Genomic DNA, 19,417 nt, shown 5'->3' with positions numbered 1-19,417 from the left:
CGCGCGAACGCTTCGGGCTGGAACGGGCGAGGATTTCCCAGCATGCTCCGACGATTCCGCCGAGGAGACCTGGACGTCACGGCACAGGGGAACCCTGCCGCGACTTCCCGTTCGGGTGTTCCGGCGTGGTCGGGAACCGGGGCTCCGCGCAGAATGGGACCCGGCGCGCGGATCCCGTGGAGCCGTGCGCAGCGCCGAACGCGTTGACCGCCGCTGAAGACCAGCTCTAGGCTGCCTCATCGCTCGCGGTCGCCGACCCGTGTCCGGCGGTGACCGTCCAGTCCTGCCGAGGGGTTGCCGAATGCGTCGTCGTTGGGGTGTTTCCATAGGTCTGGTTTCGGTGCTTGGTGCTTCGATCGCGGTGGCGGCTCCGACCACCGCCGCTCCCGCGGGGCCCGACGCGTTGCGCGTCGACCTCGACAAGATCCTCGCCGATCCCCGGCTCGACGGTTCGCACGCCGGGGTCGTGGTCCGCGACCCCGAGACCGACGAGGTGCTCTACAGCAGCCAGGCCGACGCGCGCGCCACGCCCGCGTCGAACGCGAAGCTGCTCACCGCGGCGGCCGCGCTGGAGGCACTGGGCCCGGACTACCGGTTCCGCACCGACGTCCTCACCGATGGCCAGCAGCGGGGTCCGGTCCTGCAGGGCGATTTGTTCCTGCGCGGCACCGGCGATCCGACGATGCTGGCCGCCGACTACGACCGGCTCGCCGCGCAGGTCGCCGAGAGCGGTGTGCGCGAGGTGAAGGGGAAGCTGCGCACCGACGCCGGTGCGTTCGACGACGTGCCACTGGGTTCGGGCTGGGCCTGGGACGACGAGCCCTACTACTACGCCGCGCCGATCTCGGCGCTCACCGTCGCGCCCAACACCGACTTCGACGCGGGGACCGCGCTGGTGCGCGCGACGCCGGGCGCCGAGGGCGAGCCGGCGGAGGTCGCCCTCGAACCGGCGACGGCCGTGCTGGAGATCGACAACCGGACCACGACCTCCGCGCCGGGCAGCGCTCCCGCGCTGTCGGTCGAGCGCGAGCACGGCGGAAACCGGGTCGTGGTCAGCGGATCGGTGCCGGCAGGCGGACCCGTCGTCGAGGACTTCAGCACCGTGCCCGATCCCGCCGCCTACGCCGGTGACGTGTTCGCCCGCGCGCTCGCGGCCCACGGCGTGCAGGTGGGCGGGGTCGCGCCGGGCCGGACGCCGGAGGGTGCGCGGTCGCTGGCCGGCCGCGACTCGATGCCGCTGCGGGATCTGCTCGTGCCGTTCATGAAGCTCAGCAACAACGGCCACGCCGAGGTGCTGGTCAAGGCGATGGGCAGGCAGGCCACCGGCACCGGCACGTGGGGTGGCGGCATCGAGGTGCTCAACGAGAAGCTCAACGGCCTGGGCGTGGACTCGAAGGTGATGCGCATGGTCGACGGCTCCGGTCTGTCCACGATGGACGCTGTGACGCCGCGGCAGCTCGCCTTGCTGCTCGACAACGCGCGGCAGCGCCCGTGGTTCCAGGTCTGGTACGACTCCCTGCCGGTCGCGGGCAATGCGGACCGGATGGTCGGCGGCACCTTGCGTTCGCGGATGGTGGGAACTCCCGGGCAGGACAACGTCCACGCCAAGACCGGTTCGCTGACCGGGGTCACTTCGCTCTCCGGTTACGTAACCGCCGCCAACGGCCGGCCACTGGTGTTCTCGGTGGTGTTCAACGACTTCGTGTCCTCCTCGCCGAAGGACCTCGAGGACGCCATCGCCGTCCGGCTCGCCGAGTACGACGGCGCGGCCGACGCGCCGTCGACGCCACGTGTGCGGCGCGCGCCGCTGCCCGCCGACGACCCGGCCACCGGCGTCGACGAGTCGGCGCTGGAGTGCTCGTGGGTCAAGGCGTGCTGACCGCCTGAGCACGCGCACCGCTGTTTCCGCGCACAGCGGAGAAAGACGGCTGTTCGCGTGATGGCAGGGAACGCGATGTCCGGCGTTGTGGCACCGCGGCCTTGCGCCGGCGGGTAGCGTGTCGGGCCAGTGCGGTGGCGCGGGCGGCGAGCGGGTGCGGGTCCGCTGCCGGACGCCGAGGCGTCCGGTGCCGGGCGGGCACCGCTCCGAGGCAACCTCGGGGAGTACCAACGCAGTCGAGCACGGCGTCCGACGCGCCACTGGGAGACGCTGCCGCGTCTGTCCGCGCGCCGGGGAACGCAGATCGGGTCGCCGCCGCGCCACCGCACCCCGAACGGCGATGGAGAAGTGGTGATCTGGCAGGACGTGGCGCTGCGCGCGCTCGCCGAGACCGCCGTCAACGCCGACGCCTGGGAGCAGTCCGAGCTCGCCGCGGCGCTCCTCCGGCACTTCCGCCGCGACGGCGGGGCATCGGATGCTTTCGCGTGGACGCTGCTCGCTCACGTGCCGGAGCCGCCCGAGTCGGCCGAGGAACTGCTCGCGCTCCTCGTGGCGGTGCCGGAACTGACCGCCGCGCTGCCGAAGGCGCCGAGGCCGGCGCTGGAGGTCGAACTCTCGCCGGGGTGGCGGTGGCCGGTCGCCCGCTGGCACACCGCCGAACAGCTCGCCCACGGCCTCGACCTCGACGTCGGCGAGCTGATGTGGTTCGCCGACCGCGGCGGATGGCTGCGCCACGCGCACCCGCCGCTGCGCCACTACCGCTGCCGCTGGATGCGCACCCGCAGCGGTGGGATCCGCCTGATCGAGCAACCGAAAGCGCGCCTGGCCGAACTCCAGCGCCGCATCACCCGCCGCGTCGTCGACGCGATGCCGGTGCACGAGGCCGCCCACGGTTTCCGGCGCGGTCGTTCGGCCGCCACCTGCGCCGCCGAGCACGCCGGGCGGCACTTCCTGGTTCGGGTCGACGTGGAGGGCTTCTTCGCGTCGCTGACGTTCACCCGGATCAGCCGCGCGATGCGCGCCGCCGGGTATCCCGGCGCGGTCGCTGGGGCCATCGGCGGCCTGCTGACCACAGCCACCCCGCGGGACGTGCTGGCCGCCGCACCGCGCGTCCGGGAGTCCGAAGTGGACGCCCGGCGCCGGCTGCTCGGCCGGCTCGCCGCCGCGCACGTACCGCAGGGCGCGCCCAGCTCACCCGCGCTGGCCAACGCGCTCATGCACCGCCTCGACCGCAGGATCGACGCGTACGCGGGAACGCTCGGCGCGACCTACACCCGCTACGCCGACGACCTCGCGTTCTCCGGCGACCGGCGACTTCCGGTCGCGGCGCTGCTGCGCGGTGTCACCGCGATCGTGCGAGCGGAGGGCCTGCGACTGCGCCAGAGCAAGACCCGCGTTCTCGCGCCGCACCAGCGCCAGCGCATCGCCGGGCTCGTCGTCAACGACGGACGCGCGGTGGCGCCGCGCGCAGAGTACGACGCACTGCGGGCGTTGCTGCACAACTGCGCCCGCACCGGCCCGCAGGCCCAGAACCACGAGGCACACCCGGACTTCCGGTCGCACCTGCTCGGCCGCATCGCGTGGGTGGGGATCAACCACCCGGGCCGAGCGCGCAAGCTCGGGGAGCTGTTCGACCGCATCAACTGGTGAGCGGCACTCTCCGCGCTGAACGGCAAAACGGGAAAACATCGGGGAAACAGCGGGAGAACGCGCCGCGCCTCGACTTTCCGGGTAAGGGTCGCCCCCAACCCCGTGGTCCGGGTTTCAGGGTCGGAGCAAGGGGAGTTCCGGACCTGCGGGCGCGCCGGGGTCGGTAGCGTGGCGCCCGTTGCCGATCAGCGCGTAGGAGAGAGACCAGTGACCTTCATCAGCGACTTCCTGGCGGCGATCGCCGGGTTGCCACGACCGCTCCTGGTGCTGGTCACCGGTGCCCTGGTGCTCGGCGAGTGCACGCTGGGCCTGGGATTCCTGGTGCCGGGCGAGAGCGGGCTGCTCATCGCCTCGGCCGCGGTGACCGACCTGCCGTTCTTCCTCACCCTGTCGGCGACGGTCGCGCTGTGCGCGGCGACCGGCGACAGCATCGGCTACTGGCTCGGTCGCCGCTACGGCTTCCGCATCCGCGAGACCAAGGCCATCCGCAGGCTCGGGCAGCACCGCTGGGACCGGGCCAGCGAACTGGTCCGCAAGTACGGCATCGGCGCGGTGCTCGTCGGCCGGTTCCTGCCCTTCGCCCGCACCATGACCCCGGCCGCCGCCGGGGTCAGCGGCCTCGGCTACGGGCGCTTCCTGGCCACGTCGCTGATCGGCGCCGCCGCGTGGTCGTTCACGCACGTGGGCATCGGCTGGGGCGCGGGCGCGTCGGCCAAGTACATCGAGCAGGTCCTCGGCCGCGCAGGCGGAATCGTGCTCGGCGCGCTGGTCCTGGCCGGGGTGGGCGTGTGGCTGTGGAAGCGTTCGCGCGCACGCAAGCTCGAGGCCGCCGCCCAGCAGCAGCCGCCGGCCGAACCCGAGGACGTCGAAGCGGTGGCCTGACGGGACTCAGCCCTACCGGCCCTTGGCCTCACCGGATCTCAGCCCGACCGGCCTCGGCTCGACCGGGCCTCCGCCCGACTGGGCCTCACGCCGCGGCGTCTGTGAGGGCCCGGGCGAACGCCCGGCTGCGCGCGGTCTCGTGGTCGCGGTGCCAGACCAGCCCCAGCCGCGACGCGGGCAGCCCGGTCACGGGTACGAACCGGATGTCGCCGCGGTTGCAGGAGGCCGCGGTCGGGCGGCACAGGAGCATCGCGCCGCGGCCTGCGGCCACCAGGGTCAGCCCTTCCTGCAACGAGCGGACGGCCGGCCCGGCGGGAACCGGCCGTCCACCGGGCGTGGACGGTGGAGCCTGCGCACGCCGCCAGTACTCCGGAGCCGGCCCACCGAACCCGATCAACGGCAGCTCGGCGAGGTCCTCGGCGCACAGCGTGGCGCGGTCCGACAGCGGGTGGCGGGCCGCGATCGCGAGAGTCTGCTGGTTCTCCGAGAACACCGTCCCGAGCACGAGTCCGGGCTCGTCGACGGGCAGCAGCACCACCGCGACGTCGACCTCGGCGCTTCGCACCGGTCCGAACGGGTCGCACAGCGGGATCTCCACGATCTCGGTGGCGCAACCCGGATGCGTGCGCTGGAACAGCTCGATGGCGTCGGTGACCCGCTCGTCGGCGCTGCCCTGGAAACCGATCCGCAGCTCGCCCTCGACGCCGCGCGCGGCGGTCCGCGCGTCGGCCACCACGTCGGACAGCTCGCGGTAGGCGGGGCGGAGACCGGCCAGGAAGCGTTCGCCCAGCGGCGTCAGCCGCACCCGGCGACTGCTGCGTTCGACCAGAGCGCCGCCGATCCGCCTTTCCAGCGAGCGCAGGAGCTGGCTCACCCGGCCCTGCGACACGTACAGCCGCTCACCGGTGCGGCCGAAGTGCAGTTCCTCGGCGAGCACGAGGAAGCACTCCAGCTCGCGGATCTCCAGGCGTTCCAAGGGGTTCTCCTCAGCGGTGCAGGCCGGCGCATCGATCAGTACGCCTAATGGAAGGTTCAGCGATTCGCCGTTGTTCCCGCGCGGCGCGACGGGTTGCCTTGCGGTCATGGGGAAAGTCGCGGAAATCGCACACGAGGCACCGGCACGGCGACCGTCGGTGACGCGGGGATGGCTGGGAGTGGTCGCCGTCGCGCTCGGGACGTTCACGGTCGTGACCTCCGAGATGCTGCCGGTCGGCCTGCTCACGCCGATCGGGGCCGCGCTGGGCGTCAGCGAGGGGACCGCCGGGCTGACGCTGACGATCACCGGCCTGGTCGCCGCGGTGACTGCTCCGCTGCTGACGCCGGTGCTCGGCCGGTTCGACCGCCGGGCGGTGCTCGTGGCGCTGATGTCGTCGCTGGCGGCGGCGAACCTGCTCGCCGCCTGGTCGCCGGGCTTCGAGGTCATGGTCGTGGCGCGCGTGCTGGTGGGCGTCGGCATGGGCGCGGTGTGGGCCATCTCGGCGGGCATCGCGGCGCGGCTGGTGCCCGCCAGGTCGGTGGGACCGGCGACATCGCTGGTGTTCAGCGGCATCGCGATGGCATCGGTGCTCGGCGTGCCCGCGGGCTCCTACGTCGGGGAGCTCGCCGGCTGGCAGGCCGCTTTCGTCGGCATCGGCGCGCTGGCCTCGGCCGTCGCGGTCGCGATGCTGGTGCTGCTGCCGAAGCTGCCCGCGGAGCAGGCGGTCGCGCTGCGGGGTGTGCCTGCGCTGGTCCGCAACCCGCGGATGCGCACCGGACTGGTGCTGGTCGGGTTGGTCGTCGCCGCGCACTTCGCCGCCTACACCTACGTGCGGCCGGCGCTGGAGGAGTTGTCCGGTGCCGGCGCCGGGATGATCGGCACGCTGCTGCTGGCGTACGGGATCGCCGGCGTGCTGGGCAACTTCGCCGCGGGCGCGGGCTCGGCGCGTTCTCCGCGCGCGACGCTGGTGGTCATCAGCGCGGTGCTGGCGGCGACCCTGCTGCTCGTCCCGCTGATCGGCGGATCGGTCCTGACGGCCGGTGTGCTGCTTGTCGTGTGGGGCCTGGCTTACGGCGGCGTGTCCGTCAGCACGCAGACCTGGGTGCTGGCCTCGGTGCCCGAGGCGCGGGAGGCGGGTTCGGCGTTGTTCGTCGGGGTGTTCAACGCGGTCATCGCGCTCGGTGCGCTGGTGGGCGGTCAGGTCGTGGACGCCGCGGGAGTCGGCGCGGTGATGTACGTCGCCGGCGGACTGGCGCTCGCGGCACTCGCCGTCGCGGCGCTGGGAAAGGCTCCGGCCTCCGGGAAGTTCTGAAGCACCCAGGTGGGTGGCCGTGACCAGTGCAGCGGAAACCCTCTCCCTGCAAGGGATCACTGCGGGTTGTCCAGGTAGCCGAGCACCTTTCCGAGATGTTCGCGAGTGACGCGTGCGGCGCGGTCGGCGTCACCGTCTCCGATGGCGTCGACGATCGCCTGGTGCTCGGTGCGGTCGACCGGCCGCGGCTCGCCGGAGTCCTCGACCACCGCCACCACGTCGAGCATCGCCTCCCGCACGCGCGGGGTCAGCGAGACGAACAGACCGGTGATGACGGAGTTGCGGGCGGCGTCGACGACGGCGCGGTGGAAGGCGATGTCGGCGTCGACGAACGCCTCCGCCGAGCCGTCGCCCGCGGCCTGGCGGGCACCGTTGGCGGCCTCGATGGCGCGCATGTCGTCGGCGGTGCGCTTGGCGGCGGCGAGGCGGGCGGCCTCGGTCTCGACCGCGATGCGGCCCTCCACGACCTCGGTGATCTCGGCCCTGCGCACGACCAGCGACCACTCCTCGACGGGTTCGGTCCCCACGACGAAGACCCCGGAGCCCTGCCGGGCCTCCAGCAGCCCGCGCACCGCCAGCTCGCGCAGCGCTTCCCGCACCGTCGAGCGGCCGATGCCGAACTCGGCGGCCAGGGCGGTCTCGCTGGGGATCTTGCGGCCCAGCGGCCACTGCCCGCCCGTGATCAGTTCCATCATCGCCTGGGTGGCCTGGCCCGAGAGCGGGTTGCGACGCAGCGGGGGCACGTTGTTCCTCCGGTTACAAGGTTGTCTGAGGACCTGAGTTGTTATAGGTTGATCGCCATGCGGATGACGACCTGGTGGCTGACGCGGGGCGAGCTTACTCGCCGCGGCAGGGGCTGACGGGCCGGCGACCTGCTGCGGGGAGGTCGCGCACGCCGGTCCACCGTCCGGTGTTCTCCCGAAAGGTCACCCATGAAGTCCCGGAAGCACGCGACTCCCGCGTGGAACCCGCAACGCCCCTCCGGCATGCCGCACCAGCGCTACCGCGACGTCTTCGACCGCGTGCCGGTGCCCGCGGTCGAACGGACCTGGCCCGCCAACCGCATCACCGAGGCCCCGCTGTGGGTGCCGGTCGACCTGCGCGACGGCAACCAGGCGCTGCCCGAACCGATGGACCCCGCCCGCAAGCGCCGCTTCTTCGAGATGCTCGTGCGCATCGGCTACAAGGAGATCGAGGTCGGTTACCCGTCGGCCTCGCAGACCGACTTCGACTTCGTCCGCATGCTCGCGAACTCGGACCTGGTGCCCGACGACGTGACCGTTTCGGTGTTCACCCCGGCGCGTCGCGACCTGATCGAGCGCACCTTCGAGGCGATCGAGGGCCTCGACCGCGTCATCGTGCACATGTACACGGCGACCGCGCCGGTCTGGCGCGACGTAGTCCTGCGCACCGGCCGCGACGAGTTGCGCGAGATGATCCGAACCGGGGTCCAGGACGTGCTGCGCTGCGCCGAAGGCCGAGACGGCGTGCGGTTCGAGTTCTCACCCGAGGTCTTCAACCAGACCGAGCCGGAATTCGCGCTCGAGGTCTGCGACTCCGTCACCGAGCTGTGGCAGGCCGGGCCGGGACGTCCGGTCATCGTCAACCTGCCCGCGACGGTCGAGGTCGCCACCCCCAACGTCTACGCGGACCAGATCGAGCACATGCACCGCAACCTCGCGCGGCGCGAGCACGTGATCCTGTCCGTGCACCCGCACAACGACCGCGGCACCGGCGTCGCGTGCGCGGAGCTGGCGGTGCTGGCCGGTGCGCAGCGGGTCGAAGGCTGCCTGTTCGGCAACGGCGAGCGGACCGGCAACGTCGACCTGGTCACGCTGGCGTTGAACCTGCACGCGCAGGGCGTCGACCCGATGATCGACTTCTCCGACGTCGACTCGGTGCGCGAGACGGTCGAGCACTGCAACCGCATCGGTGTCCACGAACGCCATCCCTACGTGGGCGAGTACGTGCACACCGCGTTCTCGGGCACGCACCAGGACGCGATCCGCAAGGGGTTCCGCCAACACGCCGAATCGGCGGCGCGAGCGGGAGTGCCGGTGGAGCAGGCCAGGTGGGAGGTGCCTTACCTGCCGATCGACCCGAAGGACATCGGGCGCGACTACGAAGCCGTAATCCGCGTCAACAGCCAGTCCGGCAAGGGCGGAATCGCCCACGTCATGCAGACCGAGCACCAGCTCGACCTGCCGCGAGGGCTCCAGCGCGACTTCTCGCGCGTCGTGCAGCGCCACACCGACGAAACCGGCACCGAGGTCGACGCGGCGACGCTCTGGGAGCTGTTCGCCGCGGAGTACCTGGTCCCCGGTGCGGTGGGGCTCAAGGAGTGGTCGATCGGGCACGGCCCGGACGGTGACCGGCTGCGCGCCACCCTGGAGGTCGACGGCGAGCCGGTCGCCCACCAGGTGACCGCCGACGGCGCGGTCTCGGCGCTGGTGCGGATGCTCGCCCAACACGGCCGGGACGTGGAGATCGTCAACCTGGTCCAGCAGTCGGTCGGCGCGGGAGACCGGGCGCGCGCCGCGACCTACCTGGAGCACCGGGTCGGCGCGAGCACGCGGTGGGCGGTCGGCATCGACGACTCGGTGATCGCGGCCAGTCTCGCCGCGGTGCTCGGCGCGGCGAACTCGGCGACCGCCGGAAGCTGAACCGGGCGGGGCCGGGACACGGCGCGTGTCCCGGCCCCCTGGTGTCAGCCCCGCTGGGCGCCGCGCTTGCAACCCTCGGTGGCGATGGCCTCGGGCACGGCGTGGTGCCTGAGAAGGCCCGTGCACGCCTCCTGGCGGCCCTTCTCAGCGTGCTCGCAAGCATCGAGTGCGAGTCGCGAAGCGCGGCGCAGGACGAGTGGGACGCGGCGGTGGCCGGGATGCGCGAGAACGTGCGCGAGATGCACCGGCTGCTGGTGACCGCGCACGGGAACCAGGCCTCTGCGGTCCGCGCCAACTCGAGGATCTGGCAGGTCTGAGCCGTGCGCCCGACCTCGCTGGCACCGCCGCCCGGCCCCGGCCCGGCGACGCCGGTTGAACGTCCGCCCGGAGGACTACTACGAGGTCGCCCGGACCTTCGCCGACGGGCAGAACCGCGTCATGCGGGCATACCGAGCGCTCACCCAGGCCCTGGGCGACCTCAGCGGTGCGGCGCAGCTGGCCCCTGAGGGCGAAGGGCAGTAGGACCCGCCGGCCACAGTCGGGCTAGCTGCGCACCTGCACGGCGCCGTCGCTGAGGTAGTACACCGACTGCCAGACCTGGCCGGTGTCCACGCCGCTGCCGGGCAGCGGCAGGGCGAGCCTGCCCACGCGGCCGAGGCGGTTGAGCCTGCCGACCTCGGCGGCCGGGCCGCCCCAGTCCAGGGCGTCGACCACCACGAAGGCGGTGCCCAGGTGGCGGCGGAAGCGGATCTGGCGCACCGCCGACCAGGGTGCGAAGAACGTTCCCGCGCACGAACGGTAGGCCACGCCCTTGGAGGTGAGCGCCAGCTGGAGGTTGCGCATCGCGCGGTTCAGCCGGCGCATCCGGATCTCGGTCCACATCACGTAGAGCCCGAGCACCGATGCGAAAAGCGGGAGAAACGCGAAAAGACCGGGAATTCCCACGATGGTCCCGGTCAGCCAGCCCACGGTCAACGTGGCGCACAGCGTCGAGCTCAGCAGCAGGCACACGATGCTGACCAGCGACGACCGCTGCACCCGCCGCTCCTCGGCCGCACTGCGGGTGATGACCAGCATGTCGGTGTGCGGCGGCATGAAGGGGATTCTCCCGCAGGACGGAGGTGGTGACCAGATTGTTGTCGTCACTTTTCGTCCGCGGGATATCCGGCAAAGCTGTCAGCCCGAGACCGGTCGCCGGTCCTATGAGGACGGTCGGTCCGCAGTGGACGCTCCCGGCCGGGCGGCGCAGGCGGAGCGACCTGTGAGTCCTTCGGGTTGCCAGAGCTACCCGAAGGACTCACAGGCTCCGGATCACTTGGTCGGCTGTTCAGCCGGCGCGGGGGACTGCTGCTTGTTGCGGGTCGCGAGGTAGCCCACGACCATCGCCACGGCCAGGACCGGCGTGATGTAGAGGGCGATGCGGGTTTCGGCGTCGAAGGCGAGCAGGACCACGACCAGGGCGAGGAAGGCCAGCACGACGTAGTTGGAGTAGGGGGCCAGCGGCATGCGGAAGGTGCCTTCGGGCAGGGTGCCGGTGGCGACCTTGCGGCGGTAGCCGAGGTGGGCGATGAGGATCATGCCCCAGGTGAAGATCGCTCCCACGGTGGAGGCGCTGGTGATGTAGGTGAAGGCCTGCTCGGGCACGAAGTAGTTGAGCACGACCCCGATGAGCATGGCCACGAAGGTCACCGCGATCGCCCGCGCGGGCACCGCCCGGGAGCTGAGCTTGGACACCGCCCGCGGGGCCTGGCCGTCCTCGGACAGGGTGCGCAGCATCCGCCCGGTGGAATAGATCCCGGAGTTGCACGACGACAGCGCGGCGGTGGTGACCACGAAGTTGACCACGCCGGCCGCGGCGGGGATGCCGATCAGGGTGAAGGCGTGCACGAACGGGCTGCCGTCGGCGGGGAACTGGTTCCACGGCACCAGCGCGCACAGCGCGGCCAGCGCACCGACGTAGAAGATCAGGATCCGCCACATGATGGAGTTGACCGCGCGCGGCAGCACCTTCTGCGGGTTCGCGCTCTCGCTGGCGGTCTGGCCGACCATCTCCACGCCGATGAAGGCGAACATCACGATCTGGAACGCCAGCAGCGCCTGGGTCGAGCCGGTGGGGAACATCCCGCCGTGGGCCCACAGGTTCGACACCGCCGCGGTGTCGCCGACGTCGGAGAACCCGAACGCCAGGATCGCCGCGGCCAGCACGATCAGGCCCACGATCGCCACGACCTTGACCAGGGCGAACCAGAACTCGAACTCGCCGAAGAGCTTGACCGCGATCAGGTTGACCCCCGAGAGCACGATCAGCGCGCCCAGCGCGGGAATCCACTGCGGCACGTGGGGGAACCAGAACTGGAAGTACTCGCCCACCGCGGTGATCTCGGCCATGCCGGTCACGATCCACACCAGCCAGTAGCCCCACCCGGTGGCGAACCGCGCCCACGGGCCCACGAACTCCCCGGCGTACTCGGCGAACGACCCGCTCACCGGCCGGTACATCAGCAACTCGCCCAGCGCCCGCATCACGAAGAAGATCATCAGACCCGCGACGGCGTAGATGAGGATCAGACCGGGCCCGACCTGGTTGAGCGCCTTGCCCGAACCGAGGAACAACCCGACACCGATCGCACCACCGATCGCGATCATGTTGATGTGCCGGGTACTCAGATCCTTCCGGTACTCCTCGGCCACTGGCTCTGACATTGAAACGAACTCCTTCGAGCCGAGCTTCTTGTGGAAGCCGTTGCTGTTCTCCAACGCGGTCGGTGTGCGGCGCGCGGGCGGTCGACCGGCACGCGGCACGTCGTCCCGGGTGCGCCTGGCTTGCCGAGATATTGGGCTATCGCGCTGGAGCCCGCAAGGGAGGAATGCGTTTTCGGGTAAGCCTTTTTCGGATTGTGGCCGAAAGGGGGACACCACTGTGGACAGCACGAAGCCGCATTCCGTCCGGAATCGGACGAAATGCGGCTTCGCGTGGTCGTGCGTTTACAGGTTGGGGTAGAGCGGGAAGCCGGCGGCCAGCGCCTCCACCCGGGAGCGCAGCTTGGCGCTGGTGGCCTCGTCGAAGTCGGGTTTGAGGGCTTCGGCGATGATGTCGGCGACTTCGGTGAACTCGGTCTTGCCGAAGCCGCGGGTGGCCAGTGCCGGGGTGCCGATGCGCAGGCCGGAGGTCACCATCGGCGGGCGGGGGTCGTTGGGCACCGCGTTGCGGTTGACCGTGATCCCGATCTCGTGCAGGCGGTCCTCGGCCTGCTTGCCGTCCAGTTCGGCCTCGCGCAGGTCCACCAGCACCAGGTGCACGTCGGTGCCGCCGGAGACCAGCCGGACCCCGGCCCGGGCCGCGTCGTCGGCCAGCAGCCGCTCGGCCAGGATCTTGGCGCCCTCCAGGGTGCGCCGCTGCCGGTCGCGGAACTCCTCACCCGCGGCGAGCTTGAACAGCACCGCCTTGCCCGCGATGACGTGCTCCAGCGGACCGCCCTGCTGGCCGGGGAACACCGCGGAGTTGAACTTCTTGGTGAACTCCTCGTCGGCCGACAGGATCACCCCGCCACGCGGGCCGCCGAGGGTCTTGTGCGTGGTGGTGGTGACCACGTGGGCGTGCGGCACCGGGTTCGGGTGCAGCCCGGCGGCCACCAGCCCGGCGAAGTGGGCCATGTCGACCATCAGGTACGCGCCGACCTCGTCGGCGATCTCGCGGAACCGCGCGAAGTCCAGCTGGCGCGGGTAGGCCGACCAGCCGGCGATGATCAGCCGCGGCCGGTGCTCGCGGGCCAGGCGGGCCACCTCGTCCATGTCGACCCGGTGGTCGTCGTCGCCGACGTGGTAGGGCACCACGTTGTAGAGCTTGCCGGAGAAGTTGATCCGCATCCCGTGGGTCAGGTGCCCGCCGTGGGCCAGGTCCAGGCCCATGATCGTGTCACCGGGCTTGAGCAGCGCGAACATCGCCGCGGCGTTGGCCTGGGCCCCCGAGTGCGGCTGCACGTTGGCGAACGAGGCGCCGAAGAGCTCCTTGACCCGGTCGATGGCCAGCTGCTCGACGACGTCGACGTGCTCGCAACCGCCGTAGTAGCGCTTGCCCGGATACCCCTCGGCGTACTTGTTGGTCAGAACCGAACCCTGCGCCTGCAACACCGCCTGCGGCGCGAAGTTCTCCGAAGCGATCATCTCCAGGGTCGTCTGCTGACGGTTCAGCTCGGCCCCCACCGCCGCAGCCACCTCGGGGTCCACGGCGGAGAGCTCGCTGTTGAACTGTCCGGGTGTCGACATGTTTTGCCTCCTGTTGGATCTCGGCTTCGGTGGCTGGTCAGGCGTTGCGGCGGTAGAAGGGCAGTGCGACGACCTCCACCGGGACGGCCGTGCCGCGGATGTCCACCTGCAGGGCGGTGCCGGGTTCGGCGTGGTCCCGGTCGACGTAGGCCATCGCGATCGGGTGTCCCAGGGTCGGGGAGGGCGCGCCGCTGGTGACGACGCCGATCTCGGCTCCGCCGGCGTCGAGCACCCGGTAGCCGTGGCGGGGGGCGCGGCGCTGGTCGGTGCGCAGGCCGACGAGCTTGCGCTCGGTGGGCTTCTCGGCGGCCGCGGCCAGCGGCGCCTTGCCCACGAAGTCGCCGGGCTTGTCGAGCTTGACGACCCGGCCGAGGTTGGCGTGGAACGGCGTCAGCTCCGCCGAGAGCTCGTTGCCGTACAGCGGCATGCCCGCCTCCAGCCGCAGCGTGTCGCGGCAGGACAGCCCGGCCGGGCGCAGCCCGTGCTCGGCGCCGGAGTCGGCCAGCGCCTGCCACACGGCGGGGGCGTCGGCGGGGGAGGTGAACAGCTCGAAGCCGTCCTCGCCGGTGTAGCCGGTGCGGGCCAGCATGACGCGCGCGCCGGCGACCTCGCTGCGGTAACCGGCGTAGTACTTGACCGTGCTCAGGTCCGTGCTGGTCAGCGGCGCGAGGATGTCCACCGCCTTCGGGCCCTGCACGGCGATGAGCGCGTAGTCGTCGGAGACGTCCTCGTGGCTCGCCTCGAACCGGGCGACCCGCTCGGCCAGCTCGGCCGAGACCACCGCGGCGTTGGCGGCGTTGGCCACCACCAGGTACTCCTGCTCGCCCAGCCGGTAGACGATCAGGTCGTCGAGGACGCCGCCCTCGGAGTTGCAGATCATGGTGTAGCGGGCACGGCCGACGGTGATGGCCGACGCGTTGGCCACCAGCGCGTAGTCCAGGGCCTCGGGCGCCTGCGGGCCGCTGATGCGGATTTCACCCATGTGGGTCAAGTCGAACAGGCCCGCGGCGGTGCGCACCGCGTTGTGCTCGGCCGCGTCGCCCGTGTAGCGCAGCGGCATCCGCCAGCCGGCGAACTCGGTGAAGGTGGCGCCGAGCGCTTCGTGGATCTCGTGCAGGGGTGTCTGCCGGGGCGACGACATGGTGCGGAACTCCTCCTGGTGGGGGCGCCGGTCGGCAGTCCAGAGCCGGGCCGCTCACTTCGGCCTTACCTTATCCGGGCCAGCTCGACTGCGACCCGCGCGGGCATGCGCTGGTCGGCGGTCTCCCCGGAGTCATTGGCCTGAGAGTTTCACCACGCCGGAACGCGCGGCTTGCACCTTGGGCGAGAGGCGCTCGCGCGCCCCTGCTTTTCTCCGTGTTCAGCCTGGTGCCGTGCGGTGACTGGGCCTGAGAGTTTGGCGGGGAGTATTGCTCCTTCGGCGCCTCATCCGCTGGTGAGGACTCTCCCGCACGACGTCTTCGGCTGCGGTGTTCGGTTGTCGTTCTGGCCGAGGACGCTACGTAGACGGGGTTGCCCAGTCAACAGGACGCCGGAGTGATCTCGGCGCCGTGAACGTTCTCGGCGCCGCACCGGCCTCGTCTTCGCGGTGGCGTGCGCACAGCCATCCGGGGCAGTTCTCGCTCCGCCGTCCGGCTCAGCCTTCCGGTCGGGCCCGCACCTGCGGGCCGTCTCCGTCGACGAGGTCGTGGTACAGCCGGTGCAGGCCGTCGATGAGGGCCGCCAGGGCCAGCTCGAAGCTGTCGTTGTCGATCTCGGCGGCGTGTTCGCGCAGCAGGTGCGCGCGGTCCAGGTGCGGGAAGCGCTCGTCGTAGACCTCGGCGTCGTCGACGAACCCGCCCGAGAACGACCCCATCGCCGAGCCCACGACCAGGTACTTCGTCGAGGCGCCGATCATCGTCGCGTAGCGCTGCGGCCAGCCCGCCCTGGTCAGCCCGCCGTGCACGGCGTCGGCCCGGCGCAGCGCCGCCTCGCGCCGCGCGGGCCCGGAGGCGATGTAGGGCACCAGGTTCGGATGCGCGGTCAGGGCGGCGCGGTAGGAGCGCGCCCAGGTCCGGATGCCGGTCGGCCAGTCGACCTCGAACCCGGAGACGTCGACCGAGGCGGTGACGTCGTCGGCGATCTCCTGGAGCAGCTGCTCCTTGGCGGGCACGTGGTTGTAGAGCGAGGCCGCCTTGACCCCGAGCTCGTCGGCGAGCCCGCGCATCGACAGGCCCTCCAGTCCCCGCGCGTCGATGATCTCCAGCCCGGCCCGTCGGATCCGGTCGGCGGAAAGCAGGGGATTGCTGGGTCTGGGCACGGTCGGTCTCCAAGGGTCGCCTCTTGCGGCCGTCGCCGGGGCGGTCTTAGGCTGCCACAAAACTAACGTCGTTAGTTACGGCCCCGCCAGTCGGGGCGGGCGCCACGCAGGCACCCCGTTCCCGGAAAGGAAGCCCAGATGGTCGACTTCGCCCTCTCCGACACCGAACGCGACATCCGCGACTGGGTGCGCAACTTCGTGCAGCGGGAGCTGATGCCGCTGGAGCAGGAGGTGCTGCGCCGCGAACGCGCCGGTGAAGCGGGCCTGACCACGACCGAGCTCACCGGGCTCCAGCAGAAGGCGAAGCAGGCCGGGTTCTGGGGCGTGCAGACGCCGGAGGAGTACGGCGGCATGGGCCTGTCGGCGGTGATGACGGCGCTGATCGAGGTCGAGCTCGGCCGCACCTTCGTGCCGTTCCGCTTCGGCGGCTACGCCGACAACATCCTCTACCACGCCAACGAGGAGCAGAAGCAGCGCTACCTGCTGCCGACGATCTCCGGCGAGCGCAAGTCCTGCTTCGCGATCACCGAGCCGGGTGCCGGGTCCGACGCCAAGAACATCCGGACCACCGCGCGCAAGGACGGCGACGAGTGGGTGATCAACGGCGAGAAGACCTTCATCACCGGCGGCATCGACGCCGACTTCGCGATGGTCTTCGCCGTCACCGACAAGGAGAAGGGCGCCGCGGGCGGGGTCACCTGCTTCCTGGTCGACCGCGACATGGGCTGGAAGTCCGAGCCGATCGAGATCATGGGTGAGCGCGAGCGCCAGCCCGCCGCCCTGGTGTTCGACGGCGTGCGTGTGCCGGACGCGAACATCCTCGGTGAGCAGGGCAAGGGCTTCGCGCTGGCGATGCAGTGGATCGGCCGGGGCCGCTACCTGCTGCCCGCGCGGGCGCTCGGCAACTGCGAGCGGCTGCTGGAGATGGGCATGGACTACGCCAGGTCCAGGGAGACCTTCGGCGAGCCGATCGCCGAGCGGCAGGCCGTCCAGTGGATGATCGCCGACTCGGCGGTGGAGATCGAGGCGCTGCGCTGGCTGGTGCTGCAGGCCGCCTGGCAGGTCGACCAGGGCATGGACTCCCGGCACGCGCAGTCGATCGCCAAGCTCTACGGCGGGGTGCGGGCCAACGAGATCGTCGACCGGGTCATGCAGATCCACGGCGGCATGGGCTACACCAGGGAGCTGCCGGTCGAGCGCTGGTACCGGGACCTGCGGCTGCTGCGGATCTTCGAGGGCACCGACGAGATCCAGCGCCGCACCATCGCCCGCAACCTCCTCAAGGGCCACGCCTCGGTCAGCGGCGTGCTCGGCTGACGGCGTGCTCGCGCGCTGCGTGCGTCGAGATGACCGGTTCGTGCCCACCTGGGCAGATCGGTGGCGGCGTGGCGCACCCCGGTGTCGGTACCCTGGACACGACCTGATCCGAATCGCAGGAGCCGTGATGTCGCTGTTCAAGAAGGTGGCCGACTTCGCCAAGAGCCCGCAGGGGCGCCAGGCGCTGAACCAGGCCAAGAAGTACGCCTCGGACCCGAAGAACAAGCACAAGATCGAGCAGGTCAAGAACAAGCTGTTCGGCGGCGGCAAGGGCCACCGCTGACCTGAGGTCCCACCCGGACGGCCGGTGGCCCGGAGCCCAGCGCTCCGGGCCACCGGCCGTCACGCTTACGGGCTACCGGTCGGGTTGCCGGGGCGGCGGGAACTTGTGGGATGGTGCGCGGAAACAACCGTCCCGACGACGTCCGGAGGCAAGCGGTGGGGGAGCAGGGCATGGCGATCCAGGGCAGCGGTGCGGCCGGGGACGGTGCGGTCGAGGTGGCGGTCGGGGCCGACGGCAGGGTCGAGCGGGTCGAGCTCGCGCCGGGCTTCTTCGCCGGCGACCACGAGGCGGCGGGCGAGCTCGTGCGCGACGCGGTGAACTCGGCGCTGGACGACCTGAAAGCGAAGTTGCACGCGGCGGGCGGCAGCGCGTTCGACGCGCTCGACGCCGAGCTGGACAAGATCACCGCCGGGTTCGAGAAGGCGATCGGCGCGGTCGCCGACGACATCGCCGCCGCGCAGAAGCGCCTCGACGACCTCGATCAGTAGCAGCGGCGGGTGTCGCTGACCTCGAGCAGTAGCGGCCGCCGGCGTCGCGACCGGACATCAGCACGCTCCGCAGCCGCCGCCTTCGCTTGATCGACGGACTGTGCCGAGCTCCCGGCATCAGTAGGCTCGCGCGCGACGACGATCACCGAGTCGCGGAGGCTGCGCATGGACACCGCCTACGTCGTCGGGACCTTCGACACCAAGGGCGCCGAGCTGGGCTACGTGGCCGGGCTCGTCGCCGCGCGCGGCGTTCCGGTGGTGACCGTCGACGTCAGCACATCGGGCCCGGAGACCGGCACCGCCGACGCCCGGCCCGCCGACGTCGGCAACGTCGAGGTCGCCGGGCACCACCCGGACGGTGCCGCCGCGGTGTTCACCGGCGACCGCGGCACCGCCGTCACCGCGATGGCCGTGGCGCTCGAACGGTTCCTGGCGGGCCGCGCCGTCGGCGGTGTGATCGCCCTGGGCGGCTCCGGCGGTACCGCGCTGTGCACGCCGGCGATGCGGGCGCTGCCGGTGGGTGTGCCCAAGGTCATGGTCTCCACGGTCGCCTCCGGCGACGTGTCGTCCTACGTGGACGCAACCGACATCGCGATGTTCCCGTCGGTCACCGACGTCGCCGGGCTGAACCGGATTTCCCGCCGCGTTCTCGGCAACGCGGCGCACGCCCTCGCCGGTGCGATGACCGGCGACATCGCGTCCACTGAGGACAAACCGGCGGTGGCGCTGACGATGTTCGGGGTGACCACCCCGTGCGTGACCGAGGTCGCGAGCAGGCTGGAGGCGCGCTACGACCCGCTGGTGTTCCACGCGACCGGAACCGGCGGCCGGGCCATGGAGAAGCTCGTCGACGACGGCCTGATCGGCGCCGTGCTCGACCTGACCACCACCGAGGTCTGCGACCTGGTCGCGGGCGGCGTGATGAGCGCCGGTGAAGGCAGGCTCGACGCCATCGCCCGCACCGGCGTGCCCTACGTCGGCTCGTGCGGCGCGCTGGACATGGTCAACTTCGGTGCCTTCGAGACGGTCCCCGAGCGCTACCGCGACCGCAACCTCTACGTGCACAACCCGCAGGTGACGCTGATGCGCACCACGCCGGACGAATGCCGCGAGATCGGCTCGTTCATCGCCGCGAAGCTCAACGCCTGCCGGGGACCGGTGCGTTTCCTGCTGCCGGAGGGCGGGGTGTCGCTGCTGGACGCGCCGGGCCAGCCGTTCCACGACCCGGACGCCGACGGCGTGCTGTTCGAGGTGCTGGAGTCCGAGCTCCGCCAGGACGGCGACCGGCGCATCGTCCGGGTACCGCACAACATCAACGATCCGGCTTTCGCCGATGCCGTGCTCACCGCGTTCGAAGAGGTGCTCGGCGCCGGGACGATCCAGGAAGGACAGCGGGAGTGAC

The 19,417-nt window shown here is 71.4% G+C and carries 18 protein-coding genes and 2 riboswitches; of the genes, 11 read left to right on the top strand and 7 right to left on the bottom strand.

Translation table 11 applies throughout. The features are described from left to right. The first annotated feature begins 361 nt into the window (after nucleotides 1-361). From dacB to SACE_RS27370, 3 genes are all read left to right on the top strand, one after another. Complete coding sequence (dacB, locus tag SACE_RS27380) at nucleotides 362-1,879, top strand: D-alanyl-D-alanine carboxypeptidase/D-alanyl-D-alanine endopeptidase (protein ID WP_009948122.1); 1,518 nt, start codon at nucleotides 362-364, stop codon at nucleotides 1,877-1,879. A 351-nt stretch (nucleotides 1,880-2,230) separates the two neighbouring features. Further along, on the top strand, nucleotides 2,231-3,529 hold the full coding sequence (locus SACE_RS27375) for a reverse transcriptase family protein (RefSeq protein WP_011874813.1): 1,299 nt from the start codon (nucleotides 2,231-2,233) through the stop codon (nucleotides 3,527-3,529). A gap of 207 nt (nucleotides 3,530-3,736) precedes the next feature. Beyond that, on the top strand, nucleotides 3,737-4,411 hold the full coding sequence (locus SACE_RS27370; RefSeq protein WP_009948124.1) for a DedA family protein: 675 nt from the start codon (nucleotides 3,737-3,739) through the stop codon (nucleotides 4,409-4,411). 85 nt (nucleotides 4,412-4,496) lie between these two features. On the opposite strand, the gene SACE_RS27365 is transcribed toward SACE_RS27370, so the two are convergent. Then, nucleotides 4,497-5,387 (bottom strand): LysR family transcriptional regulator, encoded by an 891-nt coding sequence (locus tag SACE_RS27365; RefSeq protein WP_009948125.1) that lies wholly within the window; start codon nucleotides 5,385-5,387, stop codon nucleotides 4,497-4,499. Between the two features lie 178 nt (nucleotides 5,388-5,565). Between SACE_RS27365 and SACE_RS27360 the strand changes: the two genes are divergently transcribed. After that, a complete protein-coding gene (locus SACE_RS27360) occupies nucleotides 5,566-6,699 on the top strand; it encodes an MFS transporter (RefSeq protein WP_009948126.1) in 1,134 nt (377 codons plus the stop codon). A 56-nt stretch (nucleotides 6,700-6,755) separates the two neighbouring features. Here the strand turns inward: SACE_RS27360 and SACE_RS27355 are convergent, their stop codons facing one another. Further along, nucleotides 6,756-7,442 (bottom strand): FadR/GntR family transcriptional regulator, encoded by a 687-nt coding sequence (locus SACE_RS27355; RefSeq protein ID WP_009948127.1) that lies wholly within the window; start codon nucleotides 7,440-7,442, stop codon nucleotides 6,756-6,758. A gap of 189 nt (nucleotides 7,443-7,631) precedes the next feature. Here SACE_RS27355 and leuA point away from each other — a divergent pair, with 189 nt between their 5' ends. The 3 genes from leuA (at nucleotide 7,632) to SACE_RS38465 (ending at nucleotide 9,884) form a co-directional block, all read left to right on the top strand. Next, a complete protein-coding gene (gene leuA / locus SACE_RS27350; protein ID WP_009948128.1) occupies nucleotides 7,632-9,362 on the top strand; it encodes a 2-isopropylmalate synthase in 1,731 nt (576 codons plus the stop codon). Between the two features lie 149 nt (nucleotides 9,363-9,511). Further along, entirely contained in the window at nucleotides 9,512-9,679 is a 168-nt protein-coding gene (locus SACE_RS38000; protein WP_157355949.1) for a hypothetical protein, read from the top strand. A 55-nt stretch (nucleotides 9,680-9,734) separates the two neighbouring features. Beyond that, entirely contained in the window at nucleotides 9,735-9,884 is a 150-nt protein-coding gene (locus SACE_RS38465) for a hypothetical protein (RefSeq protein WP_009948131.1), read from the top strand. Between the two features lie 21 nt (nucleotides 9,885-9,905). On the opposite strand, the gene SACE_RS27340 is transcribed toward SACE_RS38465, so the two are convergent. From SACE_RS27340 to SACE_RS27320, 5 genes are all read right to left on the bottom strand, one after another. Beyond that, on the bottom strand, nucleotides 9,906-10,457 hold the full coding sequence (locus SACE_RS27340) for a PH domain-containing protein (protein WP_009948132.1): 552 nt from the start codon (nucleotides 10,455-10,457) through the stop codon (nucleotides 9,906-9,908). 216 nt (nucleotides 10,458-10,673) lie between these two features. Continuing rightward, complete coding sequence (locus tag SACE_RS27335) at nucleotides 10,674-12,065, bottom strand: amino acid permease (RefSeq protein WP_011874810.1); 1,392 nt, start codon at nucleotides 12,063-12,065, stop codon at nucleotides 10,674-10,676. A gap of 282 nt (nucleotides 12,066-12,347) precedes the next feature. Continuing rightward, nucleotides 12,348-13,628, bottom strand: a complete 1,281-nt coding sequence (gene glyA / locus SACE_RS27330) for a serine hydroxymethyltransferase (protein ID WP_011874809.1) — start codon at nucleotides 13,626-13,628, stop codon at nucleotides 12,348-12,350. A gap of 37 nt (nucleotides 13,629-13,665) precedes the next feature. Further along, a complete protein-coding gene (gene gcvT / locus SACE_RS27325) occupies nucleotides 13,666-14,769 on the bottom strand; it encodes a glycine cleavage system aminomethyltransferase GcvT (RefSeq protein WP_009948208.1) in 1,104 nt (367 codons plus the stop codon). A gap of 119 nt (nucleotides 14,770-14,888) precedes the next feature. After that, nucleotides 14,889-14,993, bottom strand: a riboswitch (glycine riboswitch). A gap of 1 nt (nucleotide 14,994) precedes the next feature. Then, nucleotides 14,995-15,088, bottom strand: a riboswitch (glycine riboswitch). A gap of 176 nt (nucleotides 15,089-15,264) precedes the next feature. Beyond that, the gene (locus tag SACE_RS27320; RefSeq protein ID WP_009948210.1) at nucleotides 15,265-15,927 is read right to left on the bottom strand and encodes a TetR/AcrR family transcriptional regulator; all 663 of its coding nucleotides are present in this window, start codon (nucleotides 15,925-15,927) and stop codon (nucleotides 15,265-15,267) included. Between the two features lie 138 nt (nucleotides 15,928-16,065). On the opposite strand from SACE_RS27320, the gene SACE_RS27315 reads away from it, so the two are divergent. The 4 genes from SACE_RS27315 to SACE_RS27305 all read left to right on the top strand — a co-directional run bounded on the left by SACE_RS27315 (nucleotide 16,066) and on the right by SACE_RS27305 (nucleotide 19,416). Further along, nucleotides 16,066-17,244: an acyl-CoA dehydrogenase family protein gene (locus tag SACE_RS27315; RefSeq protein ID WP_009948211.1), complete on the top strand. Its 1,179-nt coding sequence runs from the start codon at nucleotides 16,066-16,068 to the stop codon at nucleotides 17,242-17,244. Nucleotides 17,245-17,371: 127 nt separating this feature from the next. Continuing rightward, a complete protein-coding gene (locus tag SACE_RS38460; protein ID WP_009948212.1) occupies nucleotides 17,372-17,527 on the top strand; it encodes a hypothetical protein in 156 nt (51 codons plus the stop codon). Between the two features lie 170 nt (nucleotides 17,528-17,697). Then, nucleotides 17,698-18,015 (top strand): YbaB/EbfC family nucleoid-associated protein, encoded by a 318-nt coding sequence (locus tag SACE_RS27310; protein WP_011874808.1) that lies wholly within the window; start codon nucleotides 17,698-17,700, stop codon nucleotides 18,013-18,015. 165 nt (nucleotides 18,016-18,180) lie between these two features. Continuing rightward, the gene (locus SACE_RS27305) at nucleotides 18,181-19,416 is read left to right on the top strand and encodes a Tm-1-like ATP-binding domain-containing protein (protein ID WP_009948215.1); all 1,236 of its coding nucleotides are present in this window, start codon (nucleotides 18,181-18,183) and stop codon (nucleotides 19,414-19,416) included. Nucleotide 19,417 lies beyond the last annotated feature (1 nt).

The sequence above is a fragment of the Saccharopolyspora erythraea NRRL 2338 genome (assembly GCF_000062885.1).
Taxonomy (GTDB): domain Bacteria; phylum Actinomycetota; class Actinomycetes; order Mycobacteriales; family Pseudonocardiaceae; genus Saccharopolyspora_D; species Saccharopolyspora_D erythraea.
Note: the sequence above shows the minus strand (reverse complement) of the source record. Positions and strands in the feature narration are given on the sequence as shown.